Below are 25,314 nucleotides of genomic sequence, written 5' to 3' on the forward strand. Positions count from 1 at the left end.
GGTTTCCAGTCGCTTGAACGGCCGCCCGTGTGCGCCTCAGAGCCGCTCGGCTTTCAGCGCCGCCAGCCAGTGGGCCTGCCGCTCCGTGAGCGCCCGGCCGCGCAGATAGGCATCCGCCTCCTCCGCCAGCGTCTCCACGATCTCGATCTCCAGCGCCGTCCCACCCGACACGACCCATGCGGACTGAAGGGCGCGGTTGGGATGGGTGCCGTGCGCGAGCGTGAACCGCAGGCGGTTTTCCACGCTGGCCAGATTGGGACTCTGACCCACGAAGACCTTGCCGCCACAGCGCACCGCATAGATGCCCGCCGCCACCTTCCGCTCCTTATAGGCCGCGCTCACCGCCCGCCGCTCCGCCTTTTCCATCTCGCCCTCATTTATATCCGGATGTAATTGCCTTCTCATATTTACCCGGATATAAATCCGCAAGCTGAAATCCGAGAAAGACCCATGTCCCCCACCTTCACCGCCTTCTGCGGCCCCCGCCGGATCGCTGCCGGTTCGCTCCTCGACGTCGCGCGTGCCGTCCGCGCGGCGGCCGACACCGCACCGCTGCTGGTCTTCGCCGATGCGACGGGACGGGTCGTGGACCTCGACCTGCGCGGCACTGAGGCCGAACTGGCGGAGCGTTATCCCGCGCCAGCGCCGGAGGAAGAGGCGTCCCCGCGCGGCCGGGGTCGGCCGAAGCTCGGCGTGGTGGCGCGGGAGGTGACGCTGCTGCCGCGCCATTGGGACTGGCTCGCCGCCCAGCCGGGTGGCGCCTCCGTGGCCCTGCGCCGGCTGGTGGAGGAGGCCCGCCGCGCCGACGCGCCGCGCCAGCAGGCACGGGCGGCGCAGGAGATCGCCTACCGCTTCATGAGCGCCATGGCCGGCGACCTGCCGGGCTTCGAGGAAGCAAGCCGCGCCCTCTTCGCCGGCGACCGCCCCCGCATGACGGCTGAAATGGCGCCTTGGCCGGAGGACATCCGCGCCTACACGCTGAAACTCGCCTTCCCCATGGTCATGGAGGACGAAGCATGAGCCAAGTTTATCTCGCCCCGACCGAAGCCGCCGGCCGCCGCTTCTTTTCCCGCGACCGCCAGCGCCCCGTCATGCTGAACCTGCTGCGCTTCCGCGCCATCGCCGATTATTCGGACGCGCCGGACCTCGCCCCGGCCACGCCCATAAGCGGCGCTGAGGCCTACACGCTTTATGTGGCCCACACCCTGCCGCTGCTCCGGGCCAGCGGCGGCGACATTCTGTGGCGCGGGCGCGCGGAAGCGTTCCTGATCGGGCCCGAAGAGGAGATGTGGGACGAGGTGCTGCTGGTGCAGCAGGCTAGCGCCGCAGCGCTCCTCGCCATGGCAAACGATCCGGCCTATCGCAAGGTCATGGGCCACCGCACGGCCGCGCTGGCGGATTCGCGGCTGCTGCCGCTCACCGAGCTGCCGCTGCCGGGCTGAGTCTACTTCGCCAGTTCCTTGAGGCCGAGGCGGATGAGGGTCTCGGTGGTGGCGTCCTCGCCCGCCTTGCGGCCGGCAGCGGCGATGGCGGTGTGCGCCTGCGCCTGTCCATAGCCCAGATTGACGAGGGCCGAGACCGCATCGGCAAGCGCCCCGCCGGCCGCCTCCGTCGCCTCCACGTCGGCGGCGAGGCGGGCAAGGCCCGGATCGGCCGAGGTGAAGGCGGGCACCTTGTCCTTCAGCTCGGTCACGATGCGGGTGGCGACCCGCGGACCCACGCCATTGGCACGGGCGAGCGCCGTCTTGTCGCCCAGCGCCACCGCCTGCGCGAGATCGGAGGGCTTGAGCGTGGAGAGAATGGCGAGCGCCGTCTTCGTGCCGATGCCCTGGATGCCCTGAAGCAGCCGGAACCACTCCCGCTCCGCCTCTGTGACGAAGCCGAACAGCCGGATCTGATCTTCGCGGACATGGGTCTCGATGAACAGCACCGCCGCCTCGCCCACGCGCGGCAGCGCCTGGAGCGTGCGCCCGGAGCAATGGACGAGATAGCCGACCCCATGGACATCAAGGATCAGGTGGTCCTCGCCGAAGCCGTCCACGGTCCCCTTCAACTTGCCGATCATCGCGTCCTGTCCGGCCCGGCCTCAGCCGAGCGTGCCCCAGAGGAAAATGAGGGTGGCGAGCAGGCCAAGGCCCGTGCGCACCATGTGCAACTGACCCCACACGGCCACCAGATGCACGCTCTCCGGCCCCGCCTGCCCTTCCGGGATCGCCAGCAAGCGGCGGTTGGTGGGCATGATGCCGATGAAGGTGAAAGGCCAGTTGGCGAGCATGAGCACGCCGCCCGCCAGAAAATGCCAGTCGCGCGTCTGCCAGAAGGCGAGCGCGCCAAGGGCGAAGCCGATCAGCGCCAGCGTCGCCTGCATGGCGAAGCCCCGCCGATAGGCCGGCTTCCACACCGCCAGCATGGAGCGGGCCTCAAGGCCCAGCCGCGCCGGCTGTTCGACGGCATTGATATAGAAGGCGGCCCCCGTGAACAGGGCCGCGGTCACCAGGGCAAGCTGGCCCCACAGCATGTCGGTCCCCTCCGCCGAACCCGTTCCGCCATTCTACAGCGCCGCGCGCCGCAGTGCAGCAGGTCCGCGATGATGGGCATGGGTCACCGCCACCGCCAGCGCGTCGGCGGCATCCTCCGTCTGCGGCGTCGCCTTGGGCAGCAGAACGCCGATCATCATGCGGATCTGCGCCTTCTCCGCCCGGCCGGCGCCCACCACGGTCTTCTTCACCAGCAACGGCGCATATTCGGCCACCGAAAGCCCCGCCTGCGCCGGCGCCAGCATGACGACGCCGCGCGCCTGCCCGAGCTTGAGGGTGGAGGACGGGTTCATGTTGACGAACGTCTCTTCCACCGCCGCCTCGTCCGGCGCGTGGCGGGCCAGCACCTCGGCAAGACCCCGGTGCAGCTCGGCGAGCCGCTCGGCCATGGGGGCGTTCTCGGGCGGAAGGATGGTGCCGCAGGCGACATAGGTGAGCCGCGTGCCCTGGGCCTCGATGATGCCCCAGCCGGTGCGGCGCAGGCCCGGATCGAGGCCGATGATGCGAATCATGCCGTTGGTCATGCGCCAAACTGGCCCCGGCGGCGCCGGGGCGCCAGCCCGATGCCTCAGCGGGAGGCGGACTTGCGGGGCGTGGCGTCGGCCGGGCCGGCCACTTCCCATTCCGGGCGCACGGCGGTCGAATTGGCGCTCTCCACCACCTTGCCGGGCACGAAGGCGGTGACGGCGGCACGCGCGCGGTCCACCACGCCCGGCTCGGCCTTGGCGGCCACGTCCTCGCGCTTGCGCGCGCTTTCCGTGTCGCCCTGCGCGGCGGCAAGCGAGAACCACTTCCAGGCTTCCGCTCGGTCCACCGCTCCGGACAGGCCGCGCGAATAGATGACGCCGAGATTGAACTGGCTGTCGCGCAGGCCGAGGTCGGCGGCCTTGCGGAACCAGTTCACTGCATTCTGCCAGTCGGGCTTGCCGTCGATCCCGTCGGAATACATCACGCCGAGATTGTGCATGGACCGCAGGTTCCCCCGCTCGGCCGCCCACTGGTAGAGCTTGCGGGCGGCGGGGAGATCCCGCTTGCTGTTCTCATAGATGCTGCCGAGCCGGTAGGCAGCCGGGGCCGAGCCCTGCGAGGCGGCATAAGCGAACCATTTCATGGCCGCCGCCTGATTGGCGTCGGTGCCCCGGCCGTCCGCGTAGCGCGCGCCCACCTCGGCGGCGGCACTTGCGTCACCTGATAGGGCGGCATTCTTCAGCGCCGCCGAACCCACGGGCGGCGGCAGATTGGTGACGAGCGCCGGGTCCACCGGCGCGCCGCCGGCGGTCGCGGGTCCGGCCACACCGGCGCTGGCGCCGTCCGGCGCCGTGCGCGGCAGCAGGAACCAGGTGCCAATCCCGAGGACGAGCGCGCCCAGAGCCACGGCCCCGACGCGGATGGCCAGGCTGGCGCGCCGCTCGGAATCCCGGCGGCGGGCAAGCGCCGCGCCCTTCTCCCGATGCTCCGCCCGATCGGCGGCGGCGACCCAGTCCGTGCGGCAGCGTCCGGTGGCAACCGCCTGCGCATCCTCAAGGGCGGCTTCCAGCGCGGCCACCTGCTTGGCGGTCCATTCGCTGTCCGCCGCCTTCGGGGCCGCATCGGCCCGCGCCTCGCGCCAGACTTCGGCGCTGGAGCGGCGGCGCTCGGCATGGGTTTCCAGAAGCTCGCGCAGTTCGCCCTGCCAGGGCGCCTCGGTCACCTGCCAGGCCGGATCACGGGCAATCTCCGGACGGGGCTCCGCGCGCGGCGCCGGCTCACGGCGCAGGTCGGTGGGCCATTGCGGCCATTCCTCGAGGCTCGGCGCAGCAGCCGGAGCGGCGGGAGGCGCCGCTTCCTGCACCTGCGGCCGGATCTCGGCGGCACGCACCGGCAAGTCCTGCTCCCGCAGCCCCGTGGGATCGATGCCGGCAGGGGCCTGTGTCTCGACGGGGGACCGCCAATCCTCCTCCACCAGCGTCAGGTGAGGCGCCATAACAGCCGTTTCGTGGGGGACAAGGGCCTCGTCCGCGCCATAGGCGATGTCGTCCTGCGGCGCGGCGACCTCGTCGTTGGCCGGCTCCTGCAGGCGCTGCAACTCGCGCGTCAGGCCCTGAAGCATGGCTTCGATGCCGTCGAGGCGGGCGACGTGAACCTGCGTCTCGTCCACGCGCTCGACGAGGCGGGAGAGGTGGCGTTCCAGCACGTCCACCAGCGGCGCCAGCTTGGCGGCCTCGATGGTTTCGTTGCGGTCGAACCGCGCCAGCAGGTCCTCAAGCCGGGCGGCGAAGCGCGGATCACCGGCGCTGCCGAGGGCCTTCACGTCATGGGCCACGGCGTCGAGGCGCTCGCGCAGGACGGTCAGTTCCTCGCTCGGCGCGGTGCGGCGGGCCTGTTCGGCCATGAAGCCGTCCACCCGCGTCTCCAGGCGGGCCAGAGCGTCCATGGCAAGGCGGGTGAATTCGTCCGAGGCGCTGGCGGCAGCCGCATCGCTGGCGGAGCGCTCGTGCAGGACCAGCACGCGCTCGACCAGTTCCTTGAGTTCGCCGGTCTGGCGCTGAAGGCGGGCGATGGCCACCGGGTCCACCGCCTTGGCGCCGAGGACATCCACCTTGCGGGCGAGAATGGCGACGGATTCGGCAAGGGCGCGGGTGAAGCCGGTTCCGGCCGGGTCGAGGATGTCCTCGGGCTGGTCCGCCGGAGCATACAGAGGATGGTCGGCTGGCCCGGGGCTCGCGACCGCCCGCAGGTGGCCGCCATCGGACCACCCGTCGTTAGGCTCCGGCGCATAGACAGGCTCGGCAAGAGCTGCGGCCGAACCGGCCGCTGAACGCCCCATCGTACCGTGCCAGCGATCCATATCCGCCTCCCGGTCGCCGCCGCCGCTTCATCCGATCCCCCGCGAATCGGTCGAATCAGCATCGACGTCCTTTGGTAAACGGAGCATTAATCGTTGAAAAGACTGAGCGCGTAACGGTTACTTTCCCTTACGGAGCCTGCAAATAGCTCCCGTAGCGGGACAGATCGGCTTACCCATCATGCCGGGGTGCACATTGAAGCCCGGCACGGAATGCGCTTTCCGCTCTCTGAGCCATCGCACTGCCGGGCGTGACGCAACTGACGGAGAGTGCAATGGACGTTTCCAATTTCGATGCGCGCAGCCAGGTTTCCGTTCCCGGCCGGACCTATGCTGCCGAGGACGTCTATACGATCGGCGATCTGGCCCGCGAGTTCGGCATCACCCTGCGTGCCCTGCGCTTCTATGAAGACAAGGGCCTCCTCTCTCCGCGCCGCGAAGGCCTTGCCCGCCTCTACTCTCCGGCGGACCGCGAGCGCCTCACCGTTATCCTGAAGGGCAAGCGCCTCGGCTTCACCCTCGCCGAGATCCGCGCCCTGGTCGCTGCCCACGAGGGCCAGAGCGGCAGCGACCTCGCCCTGACCCGTGACCGCTGCCTGACCCAGCTCGGCCAGCTCGAGCGTCAGCGCACCGAGATCGAGGCTGCCATTGCCGAGCTGCGCGAGACCGCCGACCGTCTCGCCGCCGCGGCCTGAACACTCCACCAGCCCAAAAAGAAACCCGGCCGCGTGGCCGGGTTTTTTTTGTCTCCGAACGGGAAAGGGAGGCAGCGCCTCCCACGCCTCAGGCGCTGAGCTTGGCCATCAGGGCTTCGGACAGCTCGAAATTGGCGGTGACGTTCTGGACGTCATCGTTGTCTTCCAGCGTCTCCACGAGGCGCATCAGCTTCTCGCCGGTCTCGTCATCCACGGCGATGGTGTTCTGCGGCCGCCACACGAGGCCCGCCTTGCGCGGCTCGCCGAACTTGGCTTCCAGCGCCTTCTGCACTTCCGCGAGGCTCTCCACCGCGCAGACCACCTCGTGCGTCTCCTCGGAGGAGTTCACGTCGTCCGCGCCCGCCTCGATGGCGGCTTCCAGCAGATCGTCCGCATTCACCTTCGCCGCATCGAACTCGATGGCGCCGAGGCGGTCGAACATGAAGGACACCGCGCCCGTCTCGGCGAGGTTGCCGCCGGACTTGGTGAAGTACGAGCGCACTTCGGAGGCGGTGCGGTTGCGGTTGTCGGTCAGCGCCTCGACGATGACGGCGACGCCGCCGGGGCCGTAGCCCTCGTAACGGATCTCGTCATAATTCTCCATGTCCGCACCGGACGCCTTCTTGATGGCGCGCTCGATGTTGTCCTTGGGCATGTTCTCGGCGCGGGCCGCGAGGATGGCGGCGCGCAGGCGCGCGTTCATGTTCGGATCCGGCAGGCCCATCTTGGCCGAGACCGTGATCTCGCGCGCCAGCTTGGAGAACAGCTTGGAACGCACCGCGTCCTGCCGTCCCTTGCGGTGCATGATGTTCTTGAATTGTGAATGTCCGGCCATGGCCGCCTCCAGATCCCTTGAACCTTGCCCACGCCCGCGCGCCCGCAGCAGGTCGCGCCGCCTCGCCGCGCTCCGATCGGAGCATGGGGGCCGGCCCGTCCGCCGTTCGTGATGCCGAAGCCAAGGCTCCGGAACCAACCGAGCGCCGCCCGGCGTGATGCCAATCCACTGTGCCGCGCCTTATAGGTCGTGGAGGCGGCAAAGAGCAAGAAAGCCCCATGCCGCGCCGCATCACGCCTCCCAGAAAGCCGGGCGCGCCTCGCTGAGATCACCGCCGAGGCGCACGGGGGCCGCCTTCACGGCGAGGCCGGTGGCCGGGTCCGTCTCCACCGCGAAGCCGCAGAGCGTGGCAGGGCCGGCGGCGGGCTCGAAGCGGCCGGCGCCGATCTTGCGGGTGAAGCGGCGCAGCGGCTCGTCCTTGTCCATGCCGATCACGCCGTCATAGCTACCGCACATGCCGGCATCCGTCAGATAGGCGGTGCCGCCGGGCAGGATGCGATGGTCGGCGGTGGGCACGTGCGTGTGGGTGCCCACCACAAGGGTGACACGCCCGTCGCAATAATGGCCGAAGGCCTGCTTCTCGCTGGTGGTCTCGGCGTGGAAGTCCACCACGATGGCGTCCACCACCCGGCCGAGTTCGACGCCATCGAGCGCCCGGTCGATGGCGGCGAAGGGATCGTCCAGCGGATCCATGAAGGCACGGCCCATCACGTTCGCCACCAGCACCCGCGCGCCGCCGCGCGTCTCGATCATGGCGGCGCCGCGCCCCGGCGTGCCGGGCGGATAGTTGATGGGACGCACCAGCGCGTCCGCCCGCTCGATAAAGACCAGGGCCTCGCGCTGGTCGAAAGCGTGGTTGCCCAGCGTCACCGCATCGGCGCCGGCGGTTCGGATCTCGTTATAGATGTTCTCGGTGATGCCGAAGCCGCCGGCGGCGTTCTCGCCATTGACCACGACGAGATCGAGCTTCCAGTCCTGAACGAGACCGGGCAGCCGGCTTGTCACCACGTCGCGGCCGGTCCGGCCAACCACGTCACCGAGAAAGAGAATCCGCATCAGACCCGCCAAGGAAAAGGACACCGGCTTCCGTTACCATCCCATCGAGCGGTTCGTCATGGGGTTCAGCGGGAACGTGATCGGTTTCCTGGCAGGCGAACGCAAGACCGAAGGCCCGGATCGGCTTGTCCCGCCGCAGCAGCGCGAGCGTGCGGTCGTAAAAGCCGGCCCCGTAGCCGATGCGCGCGCCCGTCCGGTCGAAGACCGCGAGCGGCACCATGAGATCGTCGGGCGTCACCTGCGGCGCCTGCGCTCCCGGAGTTGGAATGCCATAGGCCCCCGCCGGTTCCAGCAGGTCGTTTTCGTCCCACAGGCGGAAGATCAGCGGCCGGTCGCGCCCCATCACCACCGGCAGGGCGAGCCGGGCACCCGCGTCCCGCAGCTTGCGCGCCAGCGGGCCGGTATCGATCTCGTCGCGGAAGGGGGCGAACAGGGCGACCGTACGGCCGGCGACCGATCCCAGCGCCATGAGCGCATGCCGCGCGGCCGCGTCGGAAGCGGCGGCGCGACGTCCGGCGCCCATATCGGCGCGCCGCAGCAGCGCCTCGGCCCGCAGGCGGGCCTTCTCGGATCGGAAGGTGGTGGGAGAAGAAAGGGTCACGTGCGGAGCCGCAAAAGCCGTCGGAGGTCGATCCCGGGAAACCTACAACGTAGGTGGGCGCCGTTTGTCCAAGCCCAGGGGCGAGGTCAGGAACAGCTCCCTTAAGGATCGATAAGGCCCCGGGGAAAAGTTCCTAACGAACCCCGCAGCCCCGCCGACCGAATGTAGGAGCTTCTCCTCCCGGGCGCTAGGGCCATTCCCCCACAAGAGTGTGCGGTTTCGTAAATCGCCGCGAAGGGCAGATGACATGTGGGCTTGGCGAGCCTTCGGACGATCGACGCCGTCCGTCGGCTGCGCCGGCTAGGCGATGGGCCTCATCCCATGCCGACGGCGGACTTCTCGCGGGGCGCAAGGTCGCTCGCGAGCTGCTCGATGCGCTCGGCCACCTCGTCGATGGTGCGGGCCACCGCCTCCTCGCCGGCCTCGAGGCGGGCAAGGGCGGAGGCGCGGGCGTCCCGCTGGCCTTCGAGGTCGCTCTCCAGCGCGCGGATGCGGGCGCGGGCTTCGGCCAGTTCGTCGGAAATGGTGATGGCGGCCATGACGGTAAGGCGCTGGTCGCCGATCTCCCCGAAGGTGCCGCGGAGCTGATTGATGCGGGTGTCGATGTCCCGGCCGAGGCGCATGAGATGCTCCTCCTGCCCCTCATCGCACGCCATGCGATAATAGCGTCCGGCGATGGTGACACTCACATGCGCCATGGGGCTGCCCGCTCCTTCAGCCGCCGTGGGTCGCGAGCACGTCGCGAATCGTTGTCATGGCAACATCGAGACGCCGGCCGATCTCGCGGCTGGCTTCCGCCACCTGGGCCGCCTCGGCGCGGGTCGCGTCGAGTTCGGCGGCGAGCCGCGCCCGGTCGTTGCCCAGCGCATGGAGCTGCGCCTGCAACGCCTCCTGATGGCGCTCCGTCTCCCGCCGCCGGTCGAGCGAATCGGACAGGCGGTCGAGCGCCGCGTGGAGGCGCTGGGTTGCCGCCTCGATGGGGCCAAGCTCGGGGGGACGGTGCTTCAGCGCATACATAACGCGGGATATTAACCGAGTCGGCGCGACAAGGGCCATGGGTTGCGTGTCGTCAACCCAAAAGAGAATGAAGGGATTCTTGCGGTCCTGCGGGCGGGCGCGGTATGGCGGTCAGGAACCGGCAAGGCTCACGCTTGAGGAACCGGCCGACGGGAGAAGGGCTGATGCGCGCTGCGTGGTTCTGGACAGTCGTGGTCGCTGCCACCCTCGCGGGCGGGCTGATGGGCTCCGCCCCGCGCGCCCATGCGGCCCCGCAGGCGGCGAAGCCCGCCGCCGCTCCCTCACCGGAGACGCTCATCCGCGATCTCTACGCCCATTATCTCGATACGGCCCCGGACACGGTGGTCGGCTTCGACTTCACCGACCCCACCGTCGCCAACGCCTATTTCGATCCCGCGCTGGCCAAGCTCGTCATCGCCGATGCCAAGGCCTCCGATCCGAAGCTGAATTTCGATCCCTTCATCGAAGGCCAGGATTTCGAGATCAAGGCGGTGACGACCAGCCTCAAGGCGCAGACCTCGACCAGTGCGACGGTCACCGCAGAGTTCGAGAATTTCGAGGAGAAGAAGACCGTCACCTTCAAGCTCACGAAGGTCGGCGGGCGGTGGCGGATCGCGGATATCCAGTGGGAGAGCAATCCCCAGACGCTGAAGGCGCTCCTCGTCGCCAAGAAGATACAATCGCCCTAGCGGAAGCCGAGCCTTTTCCGGCTGCCTCGGGCTTGGGCATGGCCGCGCGCTGGCGCACCTATGCAGGGAACGTGTAGCTGCGATGACAAATCGCGGCCCAACGGCGCCGGTTTGCCTTGACCTTGCCCCAACGCTGCGTTTGACAGCCGGTGGCGCGCTGGTATCAGTGCCGCCGCGAGGTGAACCCTCCGCCCGACCGATCTTTGAAATGGCGCGCCGCGCGCCGGAGACTGCTTTTCATGTCCAGCCGCGAACTCCACAACCGTCTGGCCAACGCCATCCGGTTCCTGGCCATCGATGCGGTGGAGGCCGCCAATTCCGGACATCCGGGCCTGCCCATGGGCGCGGCCGACATGGCGACCGTGCTGTTCACGGAAAAGCTGAAGTTCGATGCGACGGCCCCCAAGTGGCCGGACCGCGACCGCTTCATCCTCTCGGCCGGCCACGGCTCGATGCTGCTCTACGGCCTGCTCCACCTGCTCGGCTATGACGCCGTGAGCATGGACGAGATCCGCCGCTTCCGTCAGCTCGGCTCGCTCACCCCCGGACATCCCGAGAATTTCGTCACCCCCGGCATCGAGACCACCACCGGCCCGCTCGGCCAGGGCATCTCGACGGCTGTCGGTTTCGCCATGGCCGAGCGCCTGATGGCCGCCCGCTTCGGTAGCGAGATCGTCGACCACCGGACCGTGGTCATCGCCTCCGACGGCGACCTGATGGAAGGCATCTCGCAGGAGGCCATCGATATCGCCGGCCACCTGAAGCTCGCCAAGCTGACGGTGCTGTGGGACGATAACCGCATCTCCATCGACGGCCCCACCTCCATCTCCGTCTCCACCGACCAGCAGGCGCGCTTCGCCGCCTCCGGCTGGAACACGCTGGCGGTGGACGGGCACGATCCGGTCGCCCTCCTCGCCGCGCTCAACACGGCTTATGCCTCCGACAAGCCGACCCTCATCGCCTGCCGCACCACCATCGGCTTCGGGTCGCCGGCCAAGGCGGGCTCGGAGAAGGTGCACGGCTCGCCGCTGGGTGCCGCCGAAATCGAGGCCACCCGCAAGGCGCTGGGCTGGGAAGCCGGCCCGTTCGAGATCCCCGCGGACGCGCTGGACGCCTGGCGCGCCGCCGGCCGCAAGGGCGCCGAGGCCCGCGCCGCTTGGCAGGCCCGCTTCGACGCCCTGCCCGAGGCGACCCGCGCCGAGTTCAACCGCCGTATGGCCGGCGAACTGCCTGTATCCGCCCTCAAGGAAGCCATCGCCGCCGTGAAGGCCAAGGCGGTCGCTGACGGTGGCGCCGTCGCCACGCGCAAGTCCTCGGAGATCGTGCTCGACACGCTCACCAAGGCGGTGCCCGAGATGCTCGGCGGCTCCGCCGACCTCACCGGCTCCAACAACACCCGCGCCAAGGGCCAGCAATCCGTCACCCCGACCGACTTCTCCGGCGACTTCGTGCACTGGGGCGTGCGCGAACACGGCATGGCGGCCGCGATGAACGGCATCGCCCTCCATGGCGGCTTCATCCCCTATAGCGGCACCTTCCTCGCCTTCGCCGATTATTCGCGCCCGGCCATCCGCCTCGCCGCGCTCATGGGCGAGCGGGTCATCCATGTCCTGACCCACGATTCCATCGGCCTCGGCGAGGACGGCCCCACCCACCAGCCGGTGGAGCATCTGGCCGCGCTGCGCGCCATTCCCAACACCCTCGTGCTGCGCCCTGCCGACACGGTGGAGACCGCCGAGTGCTGGCAGATCGCCCTTGAGGCGAAGGACCGGCCGAGCTGCCTCATCCTCTCCCGCCAGAACCTGCCGCTCCTGCGCAAGGACGCGGACGGCGAGAACAAGTCCGCCGGCGGCGCCTATGAGCTGCTGGCCGCCAGCGGCGAGGCGCAGGTCTCCCTGTTCGCCACCGGCTCGGAACTGTCCCTTGCTGTGGAAGCCCGCGCGCTGCTCGAAAGCGAAGGCGTGCCCACCCGCGTGGTCTCCGTTCCGTCCTTCGAGCTCTTCCTCGCCCGCCCGCTGGCCGAGCGCCGCGCCGTCATCGGCAAGGCCCCGGCCAAGGTCGGCATCGAGGCCGCCATCCGCATGGGCTGGGACAGCATCATCGGCTCGGATGCCGCCTTCGTGGGCATGACCTCGTTCGGCGCCAGCGCGCCGGCCAAGGAACTCTACAAGCATTTCGGCATTACGCCCCAGGCGGTGGTGGCTGCCGCGCTGGAACAGCTGCGGCAGAGCTGACGGCGGACCCGCGGTCCGCTCCCGGCGGCCGCGATCCTGCTCTGGCAAGGGGAGAGCGCGTGCGGCCTACGGGCCCATGCGCCATACGAATTGCCGCCGGAGAAGGCGGCACGCGTTCGCTCAAGCCGGTCTTGAGGGCCGGCGCATGGAGGATGAAGCTATGACGGTGAAGGTGGCCATCAACGGGTTCGGTCGCATCGGGCGCAACGTGCTGCGCGCCATCATCGAATCCGGCCGCACCGACATCCAGGTGGTGGCCATCAACGACCTCGCCCCGGTCGAGACCAATGCCCACCTGCTGCGCTACGACAGCGTGCACGGCCGCTTCCCGGCCAAGGTGGTGGTGAACGGCGACACCATCGACGTCGGCCAGGGCCCCATCAAGGTCACCGCCATCAAGGATCCGTCCACCCTGCCCCACAAGGAGCTGGGCGTGGACATCGCCATGGAGTGCACGGGCATCTTCACCGCCCGTGACAAGGCCGCAGCCCATCTCACCGCCGGCGCCAAGCGCGTGCTGGTATCGGCCCCCGCCGACGGCGCCGACCTCACGGTGGTCTATGGCGTGAACCACCAGCTCCTGAAGCCCGAGCACACGGTGGTCTCCAACGCCTCCTGCACCACCAACTGCCTCGCCCCCGTGGCCAAGGTGCTGAACGACGCCGTGGGCATCCAGCACGGCTTCATGACCACCGTGCACTCCTACACCAACGACCAGCCCTCGCTGGATCAGGTGCACAAGGACCTCTACCGCGCCCGCGCGGCCGCCCTGTCCATGATCCCGACCTCCACCGGCGCGGCCAAGGCTGTCGGCCTCGTGCTGCCGGAACTGAAGGGCAAGCTCGACGGCGTCTCCATCCGCGTGCCGACCCCGAACGTCTCGGTGATCGACCTCAAGTTCGTCGCCAAGCGCGCCACGACGGTCGAAGAGATCAATGCCGCCATCAAGGCGGCGGCGGACGGCCCGCTGAAGGGCGTGCTCGGCTACACGACGGAGCCGAACGTCTCCATCGACTTCAACCACGACCCGCACTCGTCCACCTTCCACATGGACCAGACAAAGGTCATGGACGGCACGCTGGTGCGCGTCATGTCCTGGTATGACAACGAGTGGGGCTTCTCCAACCGCATGTCCGACACCGCCGTCGCTCTGGCGAAGCTCGGTTGATCGGCTGAAGCGAGGGAGAGCAGCATCATGCCGACTTTCCGCACCCTCGATGAGGCGGACCTCGCCGGCAAGCGGGTCCTCGTCCGTGTCGACCTCAACGTCCCCATGGACGAAGGCCGCGTCACCGACGACACCCGCATCCAGGCCATCCTGCCCACCATCCGCGCCATCACGGAGAAGGGCGGAAAGGCCATCCTGCTCTCCCACTTCGGACGCCCGAAGGGCCGGGACGCGAGCCAGTCGCTCGCCCCGGTCGCGGCCGCCGTCGGGGAGCGTCTCGGCGCGCCCGTGGCGTTCGCCGGCGACTGCATCGGCTCGGATGCCGAGGCCGCCGTCTCCACCCTCGCCCCCGGCGCCGTCCTGGTGCTGGAGAACACCCGCTTCCACGCGGGCGAGGAAAAGAACGCCGCCGATTTCGTCCAGCAGCTCGCGGCGCTGGGCGACATCTATGTGAACGACGCCTTCTCGGCAGCCCACCGCGCCCATGCCTCCACCGAGGGGCTGGCGCACAAGCTGCCGGCCTTCGCCGGCCGCAGCATGCAGAAGGAGCTGGAGGCGCTCGCCAAGGCCCTCGAGGCTCCGCAGCGGCCGGTTCTGGCCGTGGTCGGCGGCGCCAAGGTGTCGAGCAAGCTCGAACTCCTCGGCAATCTTACCGCCAAGGTGGACATCCTCGTCATCGGCGGCGGCATGGCCAACACCTTCCTCGCCGCCAAGGGCGTGAAGGTGGGCAAGTCGCTGTGCGAGCACGACCTCGCCGATACCGCCCGCCAGATCATCGCCACCGCCGCCAGCCATGGCTGCGAGATCGTGCTGCCGGTGGATGCGGTCGTCACCAAGACCTTCGCCGCCCATGCGGAGCACCGCGTGGTGCCGGTGGACCAGGTGGCCGAGGACGAGATGATCCTCGATGCCGGCCCGGCCACCGTGGCGCTGGTGAAGGAGAAGCTCAAGGGCGCCAAGACGGTAGTCTGGAACGGCCCGTTCGGCGCCTTCGAGCTGCCGCCCTTCGACGCCGCGACGGTTGCCGTGGCGAAGGCCGTGGCGGAGGCCACCAAGGCTGGCGTGCTGCTGTCCGTCGCGGGCGGCGGCGACACGGTGGCGGCGCTCAACCATGCCGGCGCGGCCGGGGACTTCTCCTATGTCTCCACCGCCGGCGGTGCCTTCCTGGAATGGCTGGAAGGCAAGCAGTTGCCGGGGGTCGAAGCGCTGCGGCGCTGAGACCTCGGTGTTATACTCAACCCATAAAGTGTAGGCATCGGCCGCAGGGGCGGCTCCAAGGGGATAGGCAGACCATGAACGCTGAACTCGAGACGATCGCGCAGAAGATGGTGTCCGACGGCAAGGGCATTCTTGCCGCTGACGAGAGCACCAGCACGATCAAGAAGCGGTTCGACGCCATCGGTGTCGAGTCCACCGAGGAAAACCGTCGCGATTACCGCGAGCTGCTGTTCCGTTCGGACGAGGCGATGAAGGAGTACATCTCCGGCGTCATCCTGTTCGACGAGACCCTGCGCCAGAAGGCCAAGGACGGCACCCCGCTCGTCAGCCTCATCCAGCAGGCCGGCTCCATCCCCGGCATCAAGGTGGACGCCGGTGCCAAGCCCATGGCGCTGTTCCCCGGCGAGACCATCACGGAAGGCCTCGACGGCCTCGCCGGCCGCCTGAAGGAGTATTACGACTTCGGCGCCCGCTTCGCGAAGTGGCGCGCGGTGATCGATATCGGCGCCGGCATCCCCACCCCCGGTGCCGTTGCCGCCAATGCGCACGCCCTGGCCCGCTATGCGGCCCTGTGTCAGGAAGCCAACATCGTCCCGATCGTCGAGCCGGAAGTGCTCATGGACGGCGACCACGGCATCGAGCGCTGCTACGAAGTGACGGAATACGTCCTGCGCGTGGTGTTCGGCGAGCTCTACCAGCAGCGCGTCGCCCTTGAGGGCATGGTGCTGAAGCCGAACATGGTCGTCCCCGGCAAGAAGGCCCGCACCCAGGCCTCCGTCGCCCAGGTGGCCGAGCAGACCGTGCGCGTGCTGAAGGCCACCGTTCCGGCGGCGGTCCCCGGCATCGCCTTCCTCTCCGGCGGCCAGTCGGACGAGGACGCCACCGCCCACCTCGATGCCATGGTGAAGCTCGGCAACCTGCCGTGGAAGCTCACCTATTCCTACGGCCGCGCCCTCCAGGCCGCGCCGCAGAAGGCGTGGTCCGGCAAGGCCGAGAACGTGGCCGCCGCGCAGGCCGCCTTCACGCACCGCGCCCGCATGAACTCGCTGGCGGCCCTGGGCCGCTGGAGCGCCGAGCAGGAAGCCAAGAAGGCCGCCTGATCGGCCCCTTGCGCCTTTATCCGCGTTGAGAGAGCCCGCCGTCCCGCGAGGGACCGGCGGGCTCTTGCGTTCTCCCCCCGGCCCGCCTAGAGCCTGATGCCATCAGGCCCGGCATCCGAAAGGGCCGGGTGCCCCTCTTTCGCCTGCTTTCTGGCCGAACCCGTCATCATGCCCACAGAACCGGAAATCCCCCGCTGCCGCCTCATGCTCGTGCTTCCGCCCACCCTGTCGGTGGCGGATGCGATCGCCTGCATGGGCGCGGGCGATGTCGCAGCGGTGATCGTCACGACTCCCGCCGGGGATGAAACCGCGGCCAAGGCCCAGCTCTCGGAGCTCTGCGCCGCGACGCAGGCCGCGGGCGTCGCCTTCCTTCTGGCCGACCGGGTGGAGCTGGCCTCCGACATCGGTGCCGATGGCGTTCACCTCGGCAGCTACGCCGCGCTCAAGCGCGCCCTGCCGGCAGTCAAGCCCGGCGGCATCGCCGGCATCGGCCTCGAAGGCCGGCATGAAGCGATGGAAGCGGGCGAGGCCGGCGCGGATTACGTGCTGTTCGGCGCGCGGGACGGCAGCGGCCCCATCGAGCCGGTGATCGAACTGGTGAGCTGGTGGGCGGAAGTCTTCGAGGTGCCGTGCGTGGGCGTCGCGACCACGGTGGAGGATGCCCGCGCCATTGCGGTGGCGGGCGCCGATTTCGTGGCGCTGGCGGCCGTGCCCGCTGGTCCGGATGGTCCAGCACTCGTTGCGGACGTGGAGCGCGCCGTCGCCGCCGTGGACCGCACCGTGGCCGACGCCACGCCCAAGGCCTGAGTGGAAAACGCATGATGGATCGCGTGCTTCGTCTCCTGCGCCCGCTGCTTGGCATTGCGGCGGCCTCCGCCCTCAGTGTCGCCCTCGCCCTGCCGGCGGCGGCCCAGGATCCGAAGCCCGCCCAGAAGCCCGCTGCCAAGCCGGCGGCGAAACCCGCGGCCCCCAAGGCTCCGGTGAGCAGCCAGCCGGAAGACGCCGCTTATGGCGCCTACCAGCGCGGCCTCTATCTCGCCGCCTACAAGGAAGCCTCCGCCCGCGCCGCCGCCGGCCCGGATGCCGCCGCCGAGACACTGCTGGGCGAGATCTATGCGCAGGGCTCCGGCGTGCCGCGCAGCCCGGCCAAAGCGGTGGAGTGGTATCAAAAGGCCATCGACCACGGCTCCGAGCAGGCCGCCTTCTCGCTCGCCATGATGAACCTCATGGGCGACGGCATCCCCCGCGACCTCAAGAAGGCCGCGCAGCTGCTGGAAGTTGCCGCGAAGAAGGGCAACGCCTCGGCCGCCTACAATCTCGGCCTGCTCTATCTCCAGGGCGAGGCCATGCCGCAGGACTTCACACTCGCCGCCAAGTGGTTCCGGCAGGCCGCCGACGCGCAGGTGGCGGATGCGCAATACGCGCTATCGGTGCTGCTGCGCCAAGGTAATGGCGTGCCGGCGGACAAGGATGCCGCCCTGAAGATGCTGGCCGCCGCCGCCGCGCAGGACCATGTGACGGCGCAGGTGGAATATGCCATCGCCATCTTCAACGGCGACGGTGTGCCCAAGGACGAGGCCAAGGCCGCGGCCCTGTTCAAGAAGGCGGCGCTCGCCGGCAATGCAATCGCGCAGAACCGCTATGCGCGCGTCCTTTCCGCCGGTCGCGGCGCGCCGCAGGACAAGGTCCGCGCCGCTGCGTGGCACATGCTTTCCAAGGCGCAAGGCCTTGGAGATCCTTATCTCGACGACTTCGTTGCCAAGCTCACGCCGGAAGAGCAGCAGAAGGCCACGGCGCTGGCCCACAAATGGATGGGCGAATCGCGGTCTTGACGTTGCCATGAGAGGGGGGCACACGGACGCTCCCCTTTTCGATTTGCCGGCAGCCGCGCCCTGGCTGCACAGGGCCTGCCAGGAAACACCCCGCCATGATCCGCTCTCCGCTCATCACCGTCATGGTCCAGGCCGTCCGCAAGGCGGGCCGGAACCTCGCCCGCGACTTTGGCGAGGTGGAGAACCTGCAGGTCTCGCTGAAGGGCCCGGCCAATTTCGTCTCCTCCGCCGACCGCAAGGCCGAAGAGACGCTCTATGCCGAACTCTCCCGCGCCCGGCCCGGCTACGGCTTCACCATGGAGGAGCGCGGCAAGGTCGAGGGGCAGGACGAGGCCAATGAATGGGTCATCGACCCGCTCGACGGCACCACCAACTTCCTGCACGGCATTCCCCTGTTCGCCATCTCGGTGGCGCTGGTGCGCAACGGCGTGCCGTTCGCGGGCGTGATCTTCAACCCGGTCACCGATGAGCTCTACGTCGCCGAGAAGGGCCAGGGCGCCTATCTCAACGACCGCCGCCTGCGCGTCGCCGCCCGCCGCAAGCTCGCCGACTGCGTGGTTGGCTGCGGCATTCCGCACCTCGGGCGCGGCGACCATAACAAGTTCCAGCGCGAACTCGCCCTCGTGCAGGGCCAGGTGGCCGGCGTGCGCCGCACCGGCGCTGCGGCGCTCGATCTCGCCTGGGTGGCGGCGGGCCGCTTCGATGCCTTCTGGGAACGCGACCTGTCCTCCTGGGACATGGCCGCCGGCATGATCCTCATCCGCGAGGCGGGTGGCTCGGTGACCGACCTCGACGGCCACGACAAGAGCCTTGAGAACGGCCACATCATCGCCGGCAATGCGGACATGCGGGAAGATCTCTTCCGCCTGCTCAAGAAGGCCTGAGCCCGCGCGACCGATTGCGGCGGCTGCGATCTACCTCCTGAGGCTGCGCCGGTCCTCATAATCGCTACAATTTTGGCTCCGGATGGCACATGGCGCTGTCATCCGGTTCCCTTTGCGCGTTGGTATGCCATAGTCCGAATCGCGGGGAAGAGTTGCGGGAGCGAGCATGACGCGGGCCGTCGATCCTTTCTTGAAAGTTTCGTCCCCTCGCATCTTCCTGGTGCGGATCATCGTGTTTCTGCTTCTGTGCGCGGCACTGGCGGCCGTGCTCTACAAGCAGATCGCCGCCGCCTTCATGAACAATCCGGGGCTCAACGGCGTCATCTTCGGCGTGCTGGCCATCGGCATCATCCTCGCGATCCGGCAGGTCTCGCGCCTGTTCCCGGAGGTGGAATGGGTGAATTCCTTCCGCCTCGCCGATCCCGGCCTCGCCGTCTCCCGCGCCCCGACCCTACTCGCCCCCATGGCCGCACTGCTGGGCGACCGCATGGGCCGCATGGCGATCTCCCAGTCGACCATGCGCTCGATCCTCGATTCGATCGGCACGCGCCTCGATGAAGCCCGCGACACGGCGCGTTATCTCACCGGCCTTCTCGTCTTCCTCGGCCTGCTCGGCACCTTCTGGGGCCTTCTGGAAACGGTGAGCTCCATCGGCGGCGTCATCGGCTCGCTGCAAGGCGGCGGCGACAGCGCCTCCATGCTGGAGGAGATGAAGTCCGGCCTCTCCGCGCCGCTGGCCGGCATGGGCATTTCGTTCTCGTCCTCGCTGTTCGGCCTTGCCGGCTCGCTGGTGCTGGGCTTCCTCGACCTTCAGGCCGGGCAGGCGCAGAACCGCTTCTACACCGACCTTGAGGACTGGCTGTCCACCACAGTGCGCGACCTCGACGCGGAAGTCCCGAGCCGCGCGCCCGAAGTCCGGCCCGTGCCCATGGACCGCGAGGCCATCGACACCCGCCCGGTGGCCCAGCTTCTGCCGCCCCCCGCGCCCATCGACCTCGACCCGCTGGTGGAGGCCATGGGCCGGCTGGAGCGCACCATGACGGAGGCCGGTTCCCAGCGCGTGACCACCGCCGTCGCGCATCTGGCCGAAAGCCTTCAGGGCCTCGTCACCCACATGCGCACCGAGCAGGCCGTGCTGAAGCAACTCGTGGAGAGCCAGGGCGCCCAGCAGGCGGACATCCGCCGGGTGATCGAGCGGCTGGAGCGGGCGCTGAACGTGCCGGAAGACGCCGGCTCGGGGAGAGGCTGACATGGCCCTCGGCCGGCGCGGGCGCGACCGTCAGGTTGATTACTGGCCGGGCTTCGTGGACGCCCTGTCCACGCTGCTGCTCGTCTTCGTCTTCCTGCTCTCGGTCTTCATGGTCACGCAGTTCTTCCTGTCGCAGGACATTTCCGGCAAGGAGAACGTGCTCCAGCGCCTGCAGGCGCAGATCCGGCAGTTGACCGAACTGCTCTCGCTGGAACGGGCCACCGGCCAGAGCCAGGACAGCGAACTTGCCGCCTTGCGCGCCAGCCTTCAGGCCACCGAGGCCGAGCGCGACCGCCTGAAGGCCGCCGCCGGCCCCGCGCCCACCGGACCCGATCCCTCCCGCGAGGCGGCCCTCGCCCGCGAAGTGGACATGCAGAAGGATGTGGCGAGCCGCGCGCTCGCCCAGATCGAGCTGCTGAACCAGCAGATCGCCGCCCTTCGACGGCAGATGGCGGCGCTGGAGGAGGCGCTGAACGTCTCCGAGAAGCGCGATCAGGAAAGCCAGACCAAGATCGCCGATCTCGGCAAGCGGCTGAACGTGGCGCTGGCCCAGCGCGTGCAGGAGCTGAGCCGCTTCCGCTCCGAATTCTTCGGCCGCCTGCGCGACATCCTGGGCAACCGGCCGGACATCCGCATCGTCGGCGATCGCTTCGTCTTCCAGTCCGAGGTCTTCTTCGACCGCGGCTCGGCTTCGCCCCGCCCCGAGGCGCTGGCGGAGCTGGACAAGCTCGCCTCCGCCATCCTGGAGCTGGAGCGGCAGATCCCGCCGGACATCAACTGGGCGCTGCGCATCGACGGCCACACCGACAGCCGGCCGATCTCGACGCCCCAGTTCCCCTCCAACTGGGAACTCTCCGCCGCCCGCGCCATCGCGGTGACCCAGTATCTCATCTCCAAGGGCGTGCAGCCGCGACACCTCATCGCGGCAGGCTTCGGCGAATACCAGCCCATCGACACCGGCACCTCGGACGAGGCCATGGCGCGCAACCGCCGCATCGAGCTGAAGCTGACCGAGCGGTGAGCGACCACACGCCCCCGCCCAAGCCGCCCTTCCGCATCCGCCCCTTCGCGGAGGGCGACATGGCGGCGCTGGCCGATCTCTGGGTCGCCACCTGGGCCGCCACCATGCCGGACATCGATTTCGAGGCGCGGCGGCCCTGGTTCCTCGACCATTTCGCCAAGCTCCGGGCCGAAGGCGCGCAGGTGCCGGTGGCGGAAACGCGGAATGGCACGCCGGTGGGCTTCGTCATCATCCACCCTGCCACGCGCTATCTCGACCAACTGGCGGTCGCCCCCGCCCAGCGCGGCACGGGCGCGGCCGAGGCACTGATGACGGCGGCGCGGGAGCTTTCGCCCGGTGGCATCGTGCTCGATGTCAACCAGGACAACGGCCGGGCCGTCGCCTTCTATGAGAAGCAGGGTCTGCGCATCACCTCCGCCAGCACCAACCCGATGTCCGGCCGCGCCATCTGGCGGATGGAATGGACGCCGGAGGCTTGAGGGGCGGAAGGTCGTAGCGGCTGAGTCCGGCTCATGATGGTGGTTGCCCTACCCGCACACCCTAAAGCCCTCCACCCTTGTGGGGGAGGGTTGGGAGGGGGGTAGAACGGCCGCCGCCTGGAGCCCGGCCGGAGAAAGCCGCGTGGTTCGCCTGAGGGCACGTGGAGTGGAGAGGGCATTACCCCCCTCCCCGTCCCTCCCCCACAAGGGGGGAGGGGGCACGTGGCCTGGGCGTGGAGCGGGCGCCATGCAGCGGAGAGCGGAAGCGCCCGGTGTTGCCCGCCGGCGCTGATGTCGATCTGCCCTAAGCCAGCGTCGCTCGGTCAGGCGGCACTCGCGAATTGCAAAGCGGCGAGGCGGGCGTAGAGGCCGCCCTTCGCCACCAGTTCCGCATGCGTGCCCTGATCGACGATGCGCCCGTCCTCCATCACGAGGATGCGGTCAGCCGAGAGCACGGTGGAGAGGCGGTGGGCGATGACCAATGTGGTGCGCCCTTCCATGGAGCGCTCCAGCGCCGTCTGAACCAGCGTTTCGCTTTCGGCATCGAGGGCGCTCGTCGCCTCGTCCAGCAGCAGGATCGGGGCTGCCCGCAGGATGGCGCGGGCGATCACAATGCGCTGGCGCTGGCCGCCGGAGAGCGTCACGCCCCGCTCGCCCACCTTGGTGTCCCAGCCTTCCGGAAGGCGGACGACGAACTCGTCCACCAGCGCAGCGCGGCCGGCGGCTTCCACCTCGGCGTCCGATGCCTCAGGACGGGCGAGGCGGATGTTCTCGCGCACCGTATCGGCGAAGATCGCCACTTCCTGCGGCACGAAGGCCATCTGGCGGCGCACCGCGACGGGATCGCAGGCGGCGATGTCCACGTCATCAAGTGCGATATGGCCGCCCTGCGGGTCGTAGAAGCGCTCCAGCAACTGGAACACCGTGCTCTTGCCGGCACCGGAGGGGCCGACGAGGGCCACCCGCTCGCCGGGGGCCACGGTGAACGAAATACCGTTGAGCGCCGGCAGGTCGGGGCGGGCGGGATAGGCAAAGCGCACGCTCTCGAAGCGGATGGCGCCCGAGATCCGGGCCGGCAGCGTCTTCGGCTGCGGGGGCGCCTTGACCGCCGGTTCGATGCGCAGCAACTCGCCGATGCGCTCGGCCGCACCGGCCGCGGCTGAAACCTCGCCCCACACTTGCGACAGCTCGCCGAGCGCGCTCGCCGCCAGCACCGCATAGAGCACGAACTGGCCGAGCTGGCCGGACGACATGGTGCCGGACATGACCGACTGGGCGCCGGTCCAGAGGATGGCGACGATGCTCGCAAAGACGAGGAAGATGCCGATGCCGGTCAGGATCGCCCGCGCACGGACAGCGCCTTGGGCCGCCTCGAAGGCCAGTTCCACCTCCTGGTCGAAACGCCGGCGGGCAGCGGGTTCGGCGGAGGAGGATTGCAGGGCGCGCATGGCGCCGGTCGCCTCCGAGGCATAGGCCGAGGCTTCCGCCAGCGCATCCTGCGCGGCGCGGGACTTCTTGCGCACCCCCCGCCCGGACGCGACGAGCGGCAGCACGATGATCGGGATCGCGACCAGCACCAGCGCGGAGAGGCGCGGGCTGGTCACCACCATCATCACCACCGCGCCCAGGAACAGAACCAGATTGCGCAGCGCCTGCGAGGCCGAGGCGCCCACGGCGGACTTGATCTGCGTGGTATCCGCGGCAAGGCGCGAGGTGATCTCGCCGGCGCGGGACGTGTCGTAGAAGGCGCCGTCAAGCGTCGTCAGATGGGCAAAGACGGCGGTCCGCAGGTCCGCCACCACGCGCTCGCCCAGCGTCGTCACGAGGTAATAGCGGGCGGCGGAGGCGCCGGCCAGCACGCCCACCACCAGCACCAGCATGGCGAAATAGCGGTCGATGAGGCCGGAATGATCGGCGGCGAAGCCGAAGTCGATCATCCGCCGCACCGCCACCGGCATGGCGAGGGTGGCCACGGCGGCGAGGATGAGGGCCACCAGCGCCAGCGCGATGCGGGTGCGATACCGCAGCACATAGGGGAGGATGCGCCCCAGCGGGCGCAGGCTGCGGCGGGCGCGCGGGGCGCTCTCCGGCTTTCCTTCCACGGAAGGGGAGGTCTCGACTTGTCTCAACGCTGCCTCTCGGCTATAGACCCGCGACTTCCGGCAGGAAACGAATTCATACCGGTGCGGGGCCCTGGCTCGGCGCGGCGAGAAGGACGCAACTCATGAAAAGCGACATCCATCCCGATTATCACTTCATCAAGGTGGTGATGACGGACGGCACCGAGTACACGACGCGGTCGACCTTCGGCAAGGAGGGCGACACCCTGGCGCTCGATATCGACCCGCGCACCCACCCCGCGTGGACCGGCGGCACCCAGCAGCTGCTCGACCGCGGCGGCCGCGTTTCGCGCTTCAAGAACAAGTTCGGCGCCCTTCTGAAGGGCTGATCCGCCGGTTTTACCGGTGTGAGCCTGCCTCGGGCCGCGTAAAAAAGCCGGGTATCCATCGGATGCCCGGCTTTTCGCATTCGCACGTCCACGTGAGGCTGTCCCCAGCCGAGGCCTGCCCGAGCCGGGTCGCAGGGCGATTTGGTCGCACCCGGCCGGCCGGATCACGACACACGGGAATGACGGCGGAAAGCGGAAGCCCTCCCGTTACGCGGGAGGCGAGGCGTCGTCGGAATTGGAGACGATCCGCAGGCGGGGCGTGCCCGAGCGCGGCGCAGGGACGGCGCTCTGCTGCTCCGGCGGGCGCTCGCCGCGCTCAAGGATATGCTCGGCCCGCGCCACGACGCGCAGGCGTAGAAGCTCCGCCTCGGCGCGCAGCGCCTTGAGGCCGTCCGGCAGGCCGGAGCCGACAGCGCTGCGCCGGGGGCGCAGTTCGAGGGTTTCCGCTTCGTGATAGGCGTGGTCGAAGGTCATCTCGCCTTCCGCCACCGCACGCTCCATCAGCAGCCAGGCCGCCAGTTGTAGCAGCAGCGTGGTGAGTTCCCGCGCCTCGTCGTGATAGGCAAGGCGGGACGCCAGCGGCAGTTCTTCCGAATAGGTGCGACCCGGCCCGCTCAGATAGGCACTGAGACGCGCCGCAAGGTCGAGACCGTCGCTGTACAGGGCAGCGAATGGCCCGGACCCAGGTTCGGCGGAGGCAGTCATACAAACTCCCATCCGGCGGACGACTGCCGCCGCTACGCTCTTCCCCCGCACCCACCGACATGGGCTTTCCGCCGGGCCGCCGCAAGCCCGGACAAAGCGCGCGAGCGCTGGCGTTCCCGGACGATGACCGCAACCTGGCGTGGCAGACGCACGCCTGCTGGAGAAATCCAGCCACAGCAAGACGGCACGAATCGGGCAGGAAACTCCGAGCCTTGCCCCATTGCCGCCGCAGGCGGCCCGAACGCCGGGCGCGCCAACCGACGGCGGGCACAACCGGACGTCGCAGTCCCGACCTGCGCCTTGCCTTCAGGAAAGCATGGCCAAGCGCGAGACCGCAAGCCAAGCGGAGCGCCTGCCGCAGGCTCCGCTACAGCTTGAACACCGCGTCGGCGGCACTGCGCGACGCGCGCTTGGCCACCAGCGCCGCCTCCAGCCGGACGATCTCCTGCTTCAGCAATTCAATGTGGGCCTCGATCTCGTGCTCGGACAGACGGCTCACGTCCGCGCCCGGCGCGATCGGCGAAGGCGGCGGCGCGGGGCGGTCGTCATCCATGTGAAATCTCCTGTGGGCCGGCGATCCGGTGCTCCGGCATTTTCACCCGAGGCCGGATGGGTTACCAGAGCGCCGAAGGCCGACATCCACCGGCCAGCCGCCGCGCGCCAGCGCGGAAGGCGCCTCAGGCGCACGGCATCATCCCTCGCCTTCCCCTTTCGAGGAGCC

Annotated in this window: 28 protein-coding genes and 1 other RNA gene; 15 read left to right on the forward strand and 14 right to left on the reverse strand. The window is 69.2% G+C overall.

The window, feature by feature from the left end:
• Positions 1–36 precede the first annotated feature (36 nt).
• The gene (locus tag DFO45_RS08215; protein ID WP_133864500.1) at positions 37–366 is read right to left on the reverse strand and encodes a GIY-YIG nuclease family protein; all 330 of its coding nucleotides are present in this window, start codon (positions 364–366) and stop codon (positions 37–39) included.
• A gap of 84 nt (positions 367–450) precedes the next feature.
• Between DFO45_RS08215 and DFO45_RS08220 the strand changes: the two genes are divergently transcribed.
• Both DFO45_RS08220 and DFO45_RS08225 read left to right on the forward strand, forming a co-directional pair.
• Positions 451–1,020: a DUF2239 family protein gene (locus DFO45_RS08220; RefSeq protein WP_133864501.1), complete on the forward strand. Its 570-nt coding sequence runs from the start codon at positions 451–453 to the stop codon at positions 1,018–1,020.
• On the forward strand, positions 1,017–1,442 hold the full coding sequence (locus DFO45_RS08225; RefSeq protein WP_133864502.1) for a DUF1330 domain-containing protein: 426 nt from the start codon (positions 1,017–1,019) through the stop codon (positions 1,440–1,442). Before DFO45_RS08220 ends, DFO45_RS08225 begins: the two co-directional genes overlap by 4 nt.
• 2 nt (positions 1,443–1,444) lie before the next feature.
• On the opposite strand, the gene ruvA is transcribed toward DFO45_RS08225, so the two are convergent.
• From ruvA to DFO45_RS08245, 4 genes are read right to left on the reverse strand one after another with little or no spacing between them, the layout of a single operon-like run.
• Complete coding sequence (ruvA, locus tag DFO45_RS08230) at positions 1,445–2,065, reverse strand: Holliday junction branch migration protein RuvA (RefSeq protein ID WP_133864503.1); 621 nt, start codon at positions 2,063–2,065, stop codon at positions 1,445–1,447.
• 21 nt (positions 2,066–2,086) lie between these two features.
• The gene (locus DFO45_RS08235) at positions 2,087–2,518 is read right to left on the reverse strand and encodes a DUF1772 domain-containing protein (protein WP_012169045.1); all 432 of its coding nucleotides are present in this window, start codon (positions 2,516–2,518) and stop codon (positions 2,087–2,089) included.
• Between the two features lie 33 nt (positions 2,519–2,551).
• Positions 2,552–3,061, reverse strand: coding sequence for a crossover junction endodeoxyribonuclease RuvC (gene ruvC, locus DFO45_RS08240; RefSeq protein ID WP_133864504.1), 510 nt, complete (start codon positions 3,059–3,061; stop codon positions 2,552–2,554).
• Between the two features lie 44 nt (positions 3,062–3,105).
• Entirely contained in the window at positions 3,106–5,364 is a 2,259-nt protein-coding gene (locus DFO45_RS08245; RefSeq protein WP_133864505.1) for a tetratricopeptide repeat protein, read from the reverse strand.
• A 272-nt stretch (positions 5,365–5,636) separates the two neighbouring features.
• Between DFO45_RS08245 and DFO45_RS08250 the strand changes: the two genes are divergently transcribed.
• Positions 5,637–6,056, forward strand: coding sequence for a MerR family DNA-binding transcriptional regulator (locus tag DFO45_RS08250; RefSeq protein WP_043878815.1), 420 nt, complete (start codon positions 5,637–5,639; stop codon positions 6,054–6,056).
• 88 nt (positions 6,057–6,144) lie between these two features.
• On the opposite strand, the gene DFO45_RS08255 is transcribed toward DFO45_RS08250, so the two are convergent.
• From DFO45_RS08255 to DFO45_RS08280, 6 genes are all read right to left on the reverse strand, one after another.
• The gene (locus DFO45_RS08255; protein ID WP_133864506.1) at positions 6,145–6,891 is read right to left on the reverse strand and encodes a YebC/PmpR family DNA-binding transcriptional regulator; all 747 of its coding nucleotides are present in this window, start codon (positions 6,889–6,891) and stop codon (positions 6,145–6,147) included.
• 231 nt (positions 6,892–7,122) lie between these two features.
• A complete protein-coding gene (locus DFO45_RS08260; RefSeq protein WP_133864507.1) occupies positions 7,123–7,947 on the reverse strand; it encodes a TIGR00282 family metallophosphoesterase in 825 nt (274 codons plus the stop codon).
• Positions 7,925–8,548 (reverse strand): 5-formyltetrahydrofolate cyclo-ligase, encoded by a 624-nt coding sequence (locus DFO45_RS08265; protein WP_245517994.1) that lies wholly within the window; start codon positions 8,546–8,548, stop codon positions 7,925–7,927. Before DFO45_RS08265 ends, DFO45_RS08260 begins: the two co-directional genes overlap by 23 nt.
• A 1-nt stretch (position 8,549) precedes the next feature.
• Positions 8,550–8,703: non-coding RNA, 6S RNA (gene ssrS / locus DFO45_RS08270), on the reverse strand.
• Positions 8,704–8,862: 159 nt separating this feature from the next.
• A complete protein-coding gene (locus DFO45_RS08275) occupies positions 8,863–9,246 on the reverse strand; it encodes a cell division protein ZapA (RefSeq protein WP_133864508.1) in 384 nt (127 codons plus the stop codon).
• Between the two features lie 16 nt (positions 9,247–9,262).
• Positions 9,263–9,565: a DUF4164 domain-containing protein gene (locus DFO45_RS08280; protein ID WP_043878813.1), complete on the reverse strand. Its 303-nt coding sequence runs from the start codon at positions 9,563–9,565 to the stop codon at positions 9,263–9,265.
• A 164-nt stretch (positions 9,566–9,729) separates the two neighbouring features.
• Here DFO45_RS08280 and DFO45_RS08285 point away from each other — a divergent pair, with 164 nt between their 5' ends.
• From DFO45_RS08285 to DFO45_RS08335, 11 genes are all read left to right on the forward strand, one after another.
• Positions 9,730–10,254 (forward strand): DUF3828 domain-containing protein, encoded by a 525-nt coding sequence (locus tag DFO45_RS08285; protein WP_052285832.1) that lies wholly within the window; start codon positions 9,730–9,732, stop codon positions 10,252–10,254.
• 239 nt (positions 10,255–10,493) lie between these two features.
• Entirely contained in the window at positions 10,494–12,488 is a 1,995-nt protein-coding gene (gene tkt / locus DFO45_RS08290) for a transketolase (RefSeq protein WP_133864509.1), read from the forward strand.
• Between the two features lie 160 nt (positions 12,489–12,648).
• Entirely contained in the window at positions 12,649–13,656 is a 1,008-nt protein-coding gene (gene gap, locus DFO45_RS08295; protein ID WP_133864824.1) for a type I glyceraldehyde-3-phosphate dehydrogenase, read from the forward strand.
• A 27-nt stretch (positions 13,657–13,683) separates the two neighbouring features.
• Entirely contained in the window at positions 13,684–14,874 is a 1,191-nt protein-coding gene (locus DFO45_RS08300; protein ID WP_133864510.1) for a phosphoglycerate kinase, read from the forward strand.
• A 74-nt stretch (positions 14,875–14,948) separates the two neighbouring features.
• Positions 14,949–15,974, forward strand: a complete 1,026-nt coding sequence (locus DFO45_RS08305) for a class I fructose-bisphosphate aldolase (protein WP_133864511.1) — start codon at positions 14,949–14,951, stop codon at positions 15,972–15,974.
• A gap of 168 nt (positions 15,975–16,142) precedes the next feature.
• Positions 16,143–16,781, forward strand: a complete 639-nt coding sequence (locus DFO45_RS08310) for a thiamine phosphate synthase (protein ID WP_166657075.1) — start codon at positions 16,143–16,145, stop codon at positions 16,779–16,781.
• Positions 16,782–16,795: 14 nt separating this feature from the next.
• Positions 16,796–17,806, forward strand: a complete 1,011-nt coding sequence (locus DFO45_RS08315; protein WP_158304092.1) for a tetratricopeptide repeat protein — start codon at positions 16,796–16,798, stop codon at positions 17,804–17,806.
• Between the two features lie 95 nt (positions 17,807–17,901).
• Positions 17,902–18,690 (forward strand): inositol monophosphatase family protein, encoded by a 789-nt coding sequence (locus tag DFO45_RS08320; RefSeq protein WP_012169029.1) that lies wholly within the window; start codon positions 17,902–17,904, stop codon positions 18,688–18,690.
• 166 nt (positions 18,691–18,856) lie between these two features.
• Complete coding sequence (locus tag DFO45_RS08325) at positions 18,857–19,939, forward strand: hypothetical protein (protein WP_012169028.1); 1,083 nt, start codon at positions 18,857–18,859, stop codon at positions 19,937–19,939.
• 1 nt (position 19,940) lies between these two features.
• Positions 19,941–20,960, forward strand: coding sequence for a peptidoglycan -binding protein (locus tag DFO45_RS08330; RefSeq protein WP_133864513.1), 1,020 nt, complete (start codon positions 19,941–19,943; stop codon positions 20,958–20,960).
• A complete protein-coding gene (locus DFO45_RS08335; RefSeq protein ID WP_245517995.1) occupies positions 20,957–21,439 on the forward strand; it encodes a GNAT family N-acetyltransferase in 483 nt (160 codons plus the stop codon). Before DFO45_RS08330 ends, DFO45_RS08335 begins: the two co-directional genes overlap by 4 nt.
• 323 nt (positions 21,440–21,762) lie before the next feature.
• On the opposite strand, the gene DFO45_RS08340 is transcribed toward DFO45_RS08335, so the two are convergent.
• Positions 21,763–23,568 (reverse strand): ABC transporter transmembrane domain-containing protein, encoded by a 1,806-nt coding sequence (locus DFO45_RS08340; protein ID WP_133864514.1) that lies wholly within the window; start codon positions 23,566–23,568, stop codon positions 21,763–21,765.
• A gap of 95 nt (positions 23,569–23,663) precedes the next feature.
• Between DFO45_RS08340 and rpmE the strand changes: the two genes are divergently transcribed.
• The gene (gene rpmE / locus DFO45_RS08345; RefSeq protein ID WP_012169024.1) at positions 23,664–23,888 is read left to right on the forward strand and encodes a 50S ribosomal protein L31; all 225 of its coding nucleotides are present in this window, start codon (positions 23,664–23,666) and stop codon (positions 23,886–23,888) included.
• 207 nt (positions 23,889–24,095) lie between these two features.
• On the opposite strand, the gene DFO45_RS08350 is transcribed toward rpmE, so the two are convergent.
• Together DFO45_RS08350 and DFO45_RS08355 are read right to left on the reverse strand one after the other, a co-directional pair.
• Positions 24,096–24,593, reverse strand: a complete 498-nt coding sequence (locus tag DFO45_RS08350; protein WP_166657076.1) for a DUF1465 family protein — start codon at positions 24,591–24,593, stop codon at positions 24,096–24,098.
• A gap of 367 nt (positions 24,594–24,960) precedes the next feature.
• Positions 24,961–25,146 (reverse strand): DUF1192 domain-containing protein, encoded by a 186-nt coding sequence (locus DFO45_RS08355; RefSeq protein ID WP_133864516.1) that lies wholly within the window; start codon positions 25,144–25,146, stop codon positions 24,961–24,963.
• Positions 25,147–25,314 lie beyond the last annotated feature (168 nt).

Source organism: Azorhizobium sp. AG788, assembly GCF_004364705.1.
Lineage (GTDB): Bacteria > Pseudomonadota > Alphaproteobacteria > Rhizobiales > Xanthobacteraceae > Azorhizobium > Azorhizobium caulinodans.

What these genes read in the sequence shown, in the direction of transcription:
- DFO45_RS08225 (WP_133864502.1), top strand. Translation starts at nt 1,017, where the DNA reads ATGAGCCAAGTTTATCTCGCCCCGACCGAAGCCGCCGGCCGCCGCTTC.
- DFO45_RS08220 (WP_133864501.1), top strand. Translation starts at nt 451, where the DNA reads ATGTCCCCCACCTTCACCGCCTTCTGCGGCCCCCGCCGGATCGCTGCC.
- rpmE (WP_012169024.1), top strand. Translation starts at nt 23,664, where the DNA reads ATGAAAAGCGACATCCATCCCGATTATCACTTCATCAAGGTGGTGATG.
- DFO45_RS08275 (WP_133864508.1), bottom strand. Translation starts at nt 9,246, where the DNA reads ATGGCGCATGTGAGTGTCACCATCGCCGGACGCTATTATCGCATGGCG.
- DFO45_RS08315 (WP_158304092.1), top strand. Translation starts at nt 16,796, where the DNA reads ATGGATCGCGTGCTTCGTCTCCTGCGCCCGCTGCTTGGCATTGCGGCG.
- DFO45_RS08310 (WP_166657075.1), top strand. Translation starts at nt 16,143, where the DNA reads ATGCCCACAGAACCGGAAATCCCCCGCTGCCGCCTCATGCTCGTGCTT.
- DFO45_RS08330 (WP_133864513.1), top strand. Translation starts at nt 19,941, where the DNA reads ATGGCCCTCGGCCGGCGCGGGCGCGACCGTCAGGTTGATTACTGGCCG.
- DFO45_RS08285 (WP_052285832.1), top strand. Translation starts at nt 9,730, where the DNA reads ATGCGCGCTGCGTGGTTCTGGACAGTCGTGGTCGCTGCCACCCTCGCG.
- DFO45_RS08355 (WP_133864516.1), bottom strand. Translation starts at nt 25,146, where the DNA reads ATGGATGACGACCGCCCCGCGCCGCCGCCTTCGCCGATCGCGCCGGGC.
- DFO45_RS08280 (WP_043878813.1), bottom strand. Translation starts at nt 9,565, where the DNA reads ATGTATGCGCTGAAGCACCGTCCCCCCGAGCTTGGCCCCATCGAGGCG.
- DFO45_RS08350 (WP_166657076.1), bottom strand. Translation starts at nt 24,593, where the DNA reads ATGACTGCCTCCGCCGAACCTGGGTCCGGGCCATTCGCTGCCCTGTAC.
- DFO45_RS08255 (WP_133864506.1), bottom strand. Translation starts at nt 6,891, where the DNA reads ATGGCCGGACATTCACAATTCAAGAACATCATGCACCGCAAGGGACGG.
- DFO45_RS08325 (WP_012169028.1), top strand. Translation starts at nt 18,857, where the DNA reads ATGACGCGGGCCGTCGATCCTTTCTTGAAAGTTTCGTCCCCTCGCATC.
- DFO45_RS08250 (WP_043878815.1), top strand. Translation starts at nt 5,637, where the DNA reads ATGGACGTTTCCAATTTCGATGCGCGCAGCCAGGTTTCCGTTCCCGGC.
- DFO45_RS08305 (WP_133864511.1), top strand. Translation starts at nt 14,949, where the DNA reads ATGAACGCTGAACTCGAGACGATCGCGCAGAAGATGGTGTCCGACGGC.
- DFO45_RS08215 (WP_133864500.1), bottom strand. Translation starts at nt 366, where the DNA reads ATGGAAAAGGCGGAGCGGCGGGCGGTGAGCGCGGCCTATAAGGAGCGG.
- ruvC (WP_133864504.1), bottom strand. Translation starts at nt 3,061, where the DNA reads ATGACCAACGGCATGATTCGCATCATCGGCCTCGATCCGGGCCTGCGC.
- ruvA (WP_133864503.1), bottom strand. Translation starts at nt 2,065, where the DNA reads ATGATCGGCAAGTTGAAGGGGACCGTGGACGGCTTCGGCGAGGACCAC.
- DFO45_RS08300 (WP_133864510.1), top strand. Translation starts at nt 13,684, where the DNA reads ATGCCGACTTTCCGCACCCTCGATGAGGCGGACCTCGCCGGCAAGCGG.
- DFO45_RS08320 (WP_012169029.1), top strand. Translation starts at nt 17,902, where the DNA reads ATGATCCGCTCTCCGCTCATCACCGTCATGGTCCAGGCCGTCCGCAAG.
- DFO45_RS08235 (WP_012169045.1), bottom strand. Translation starts at nt 2,518, where the DNA reads ATGCTGTGGGGCCAGCTTGCCCTGGTGACCGCGGCCCTGTTCACGGGG.
- DFO45_RS08260 (WP_133864507.1), bottom strand. Translation starts at nt 7,947, where the DNA reads ATGCGGATTCTCTTTCTCGGTGACGTGGTTGGCCGGACCGGCCGCGAC.
- DFO45_RS08245 (WP_133864505.1), bottom strand. Translation starts at nt 5,364, where the DNA reads ATGGATCGCTGGCACGGTACGATGGGGCGTTCAGCGGCCGGTTCGGCC.
- gap (WP_133864824.1), top strand. Translation starts at nt 12,649, where the DNA reads ATGACGGTGAAGGTGGCCATCAACGGGTTCGGTCGCATCGGGCGCAAC.
- tkt (WP_133864509.1), top strand. Translation starts at nt 10,494, where the DNA reads ATGTCCAGCCGCGAACTCCACAACCGTCTGGCCAACGCCATCCGGTTC.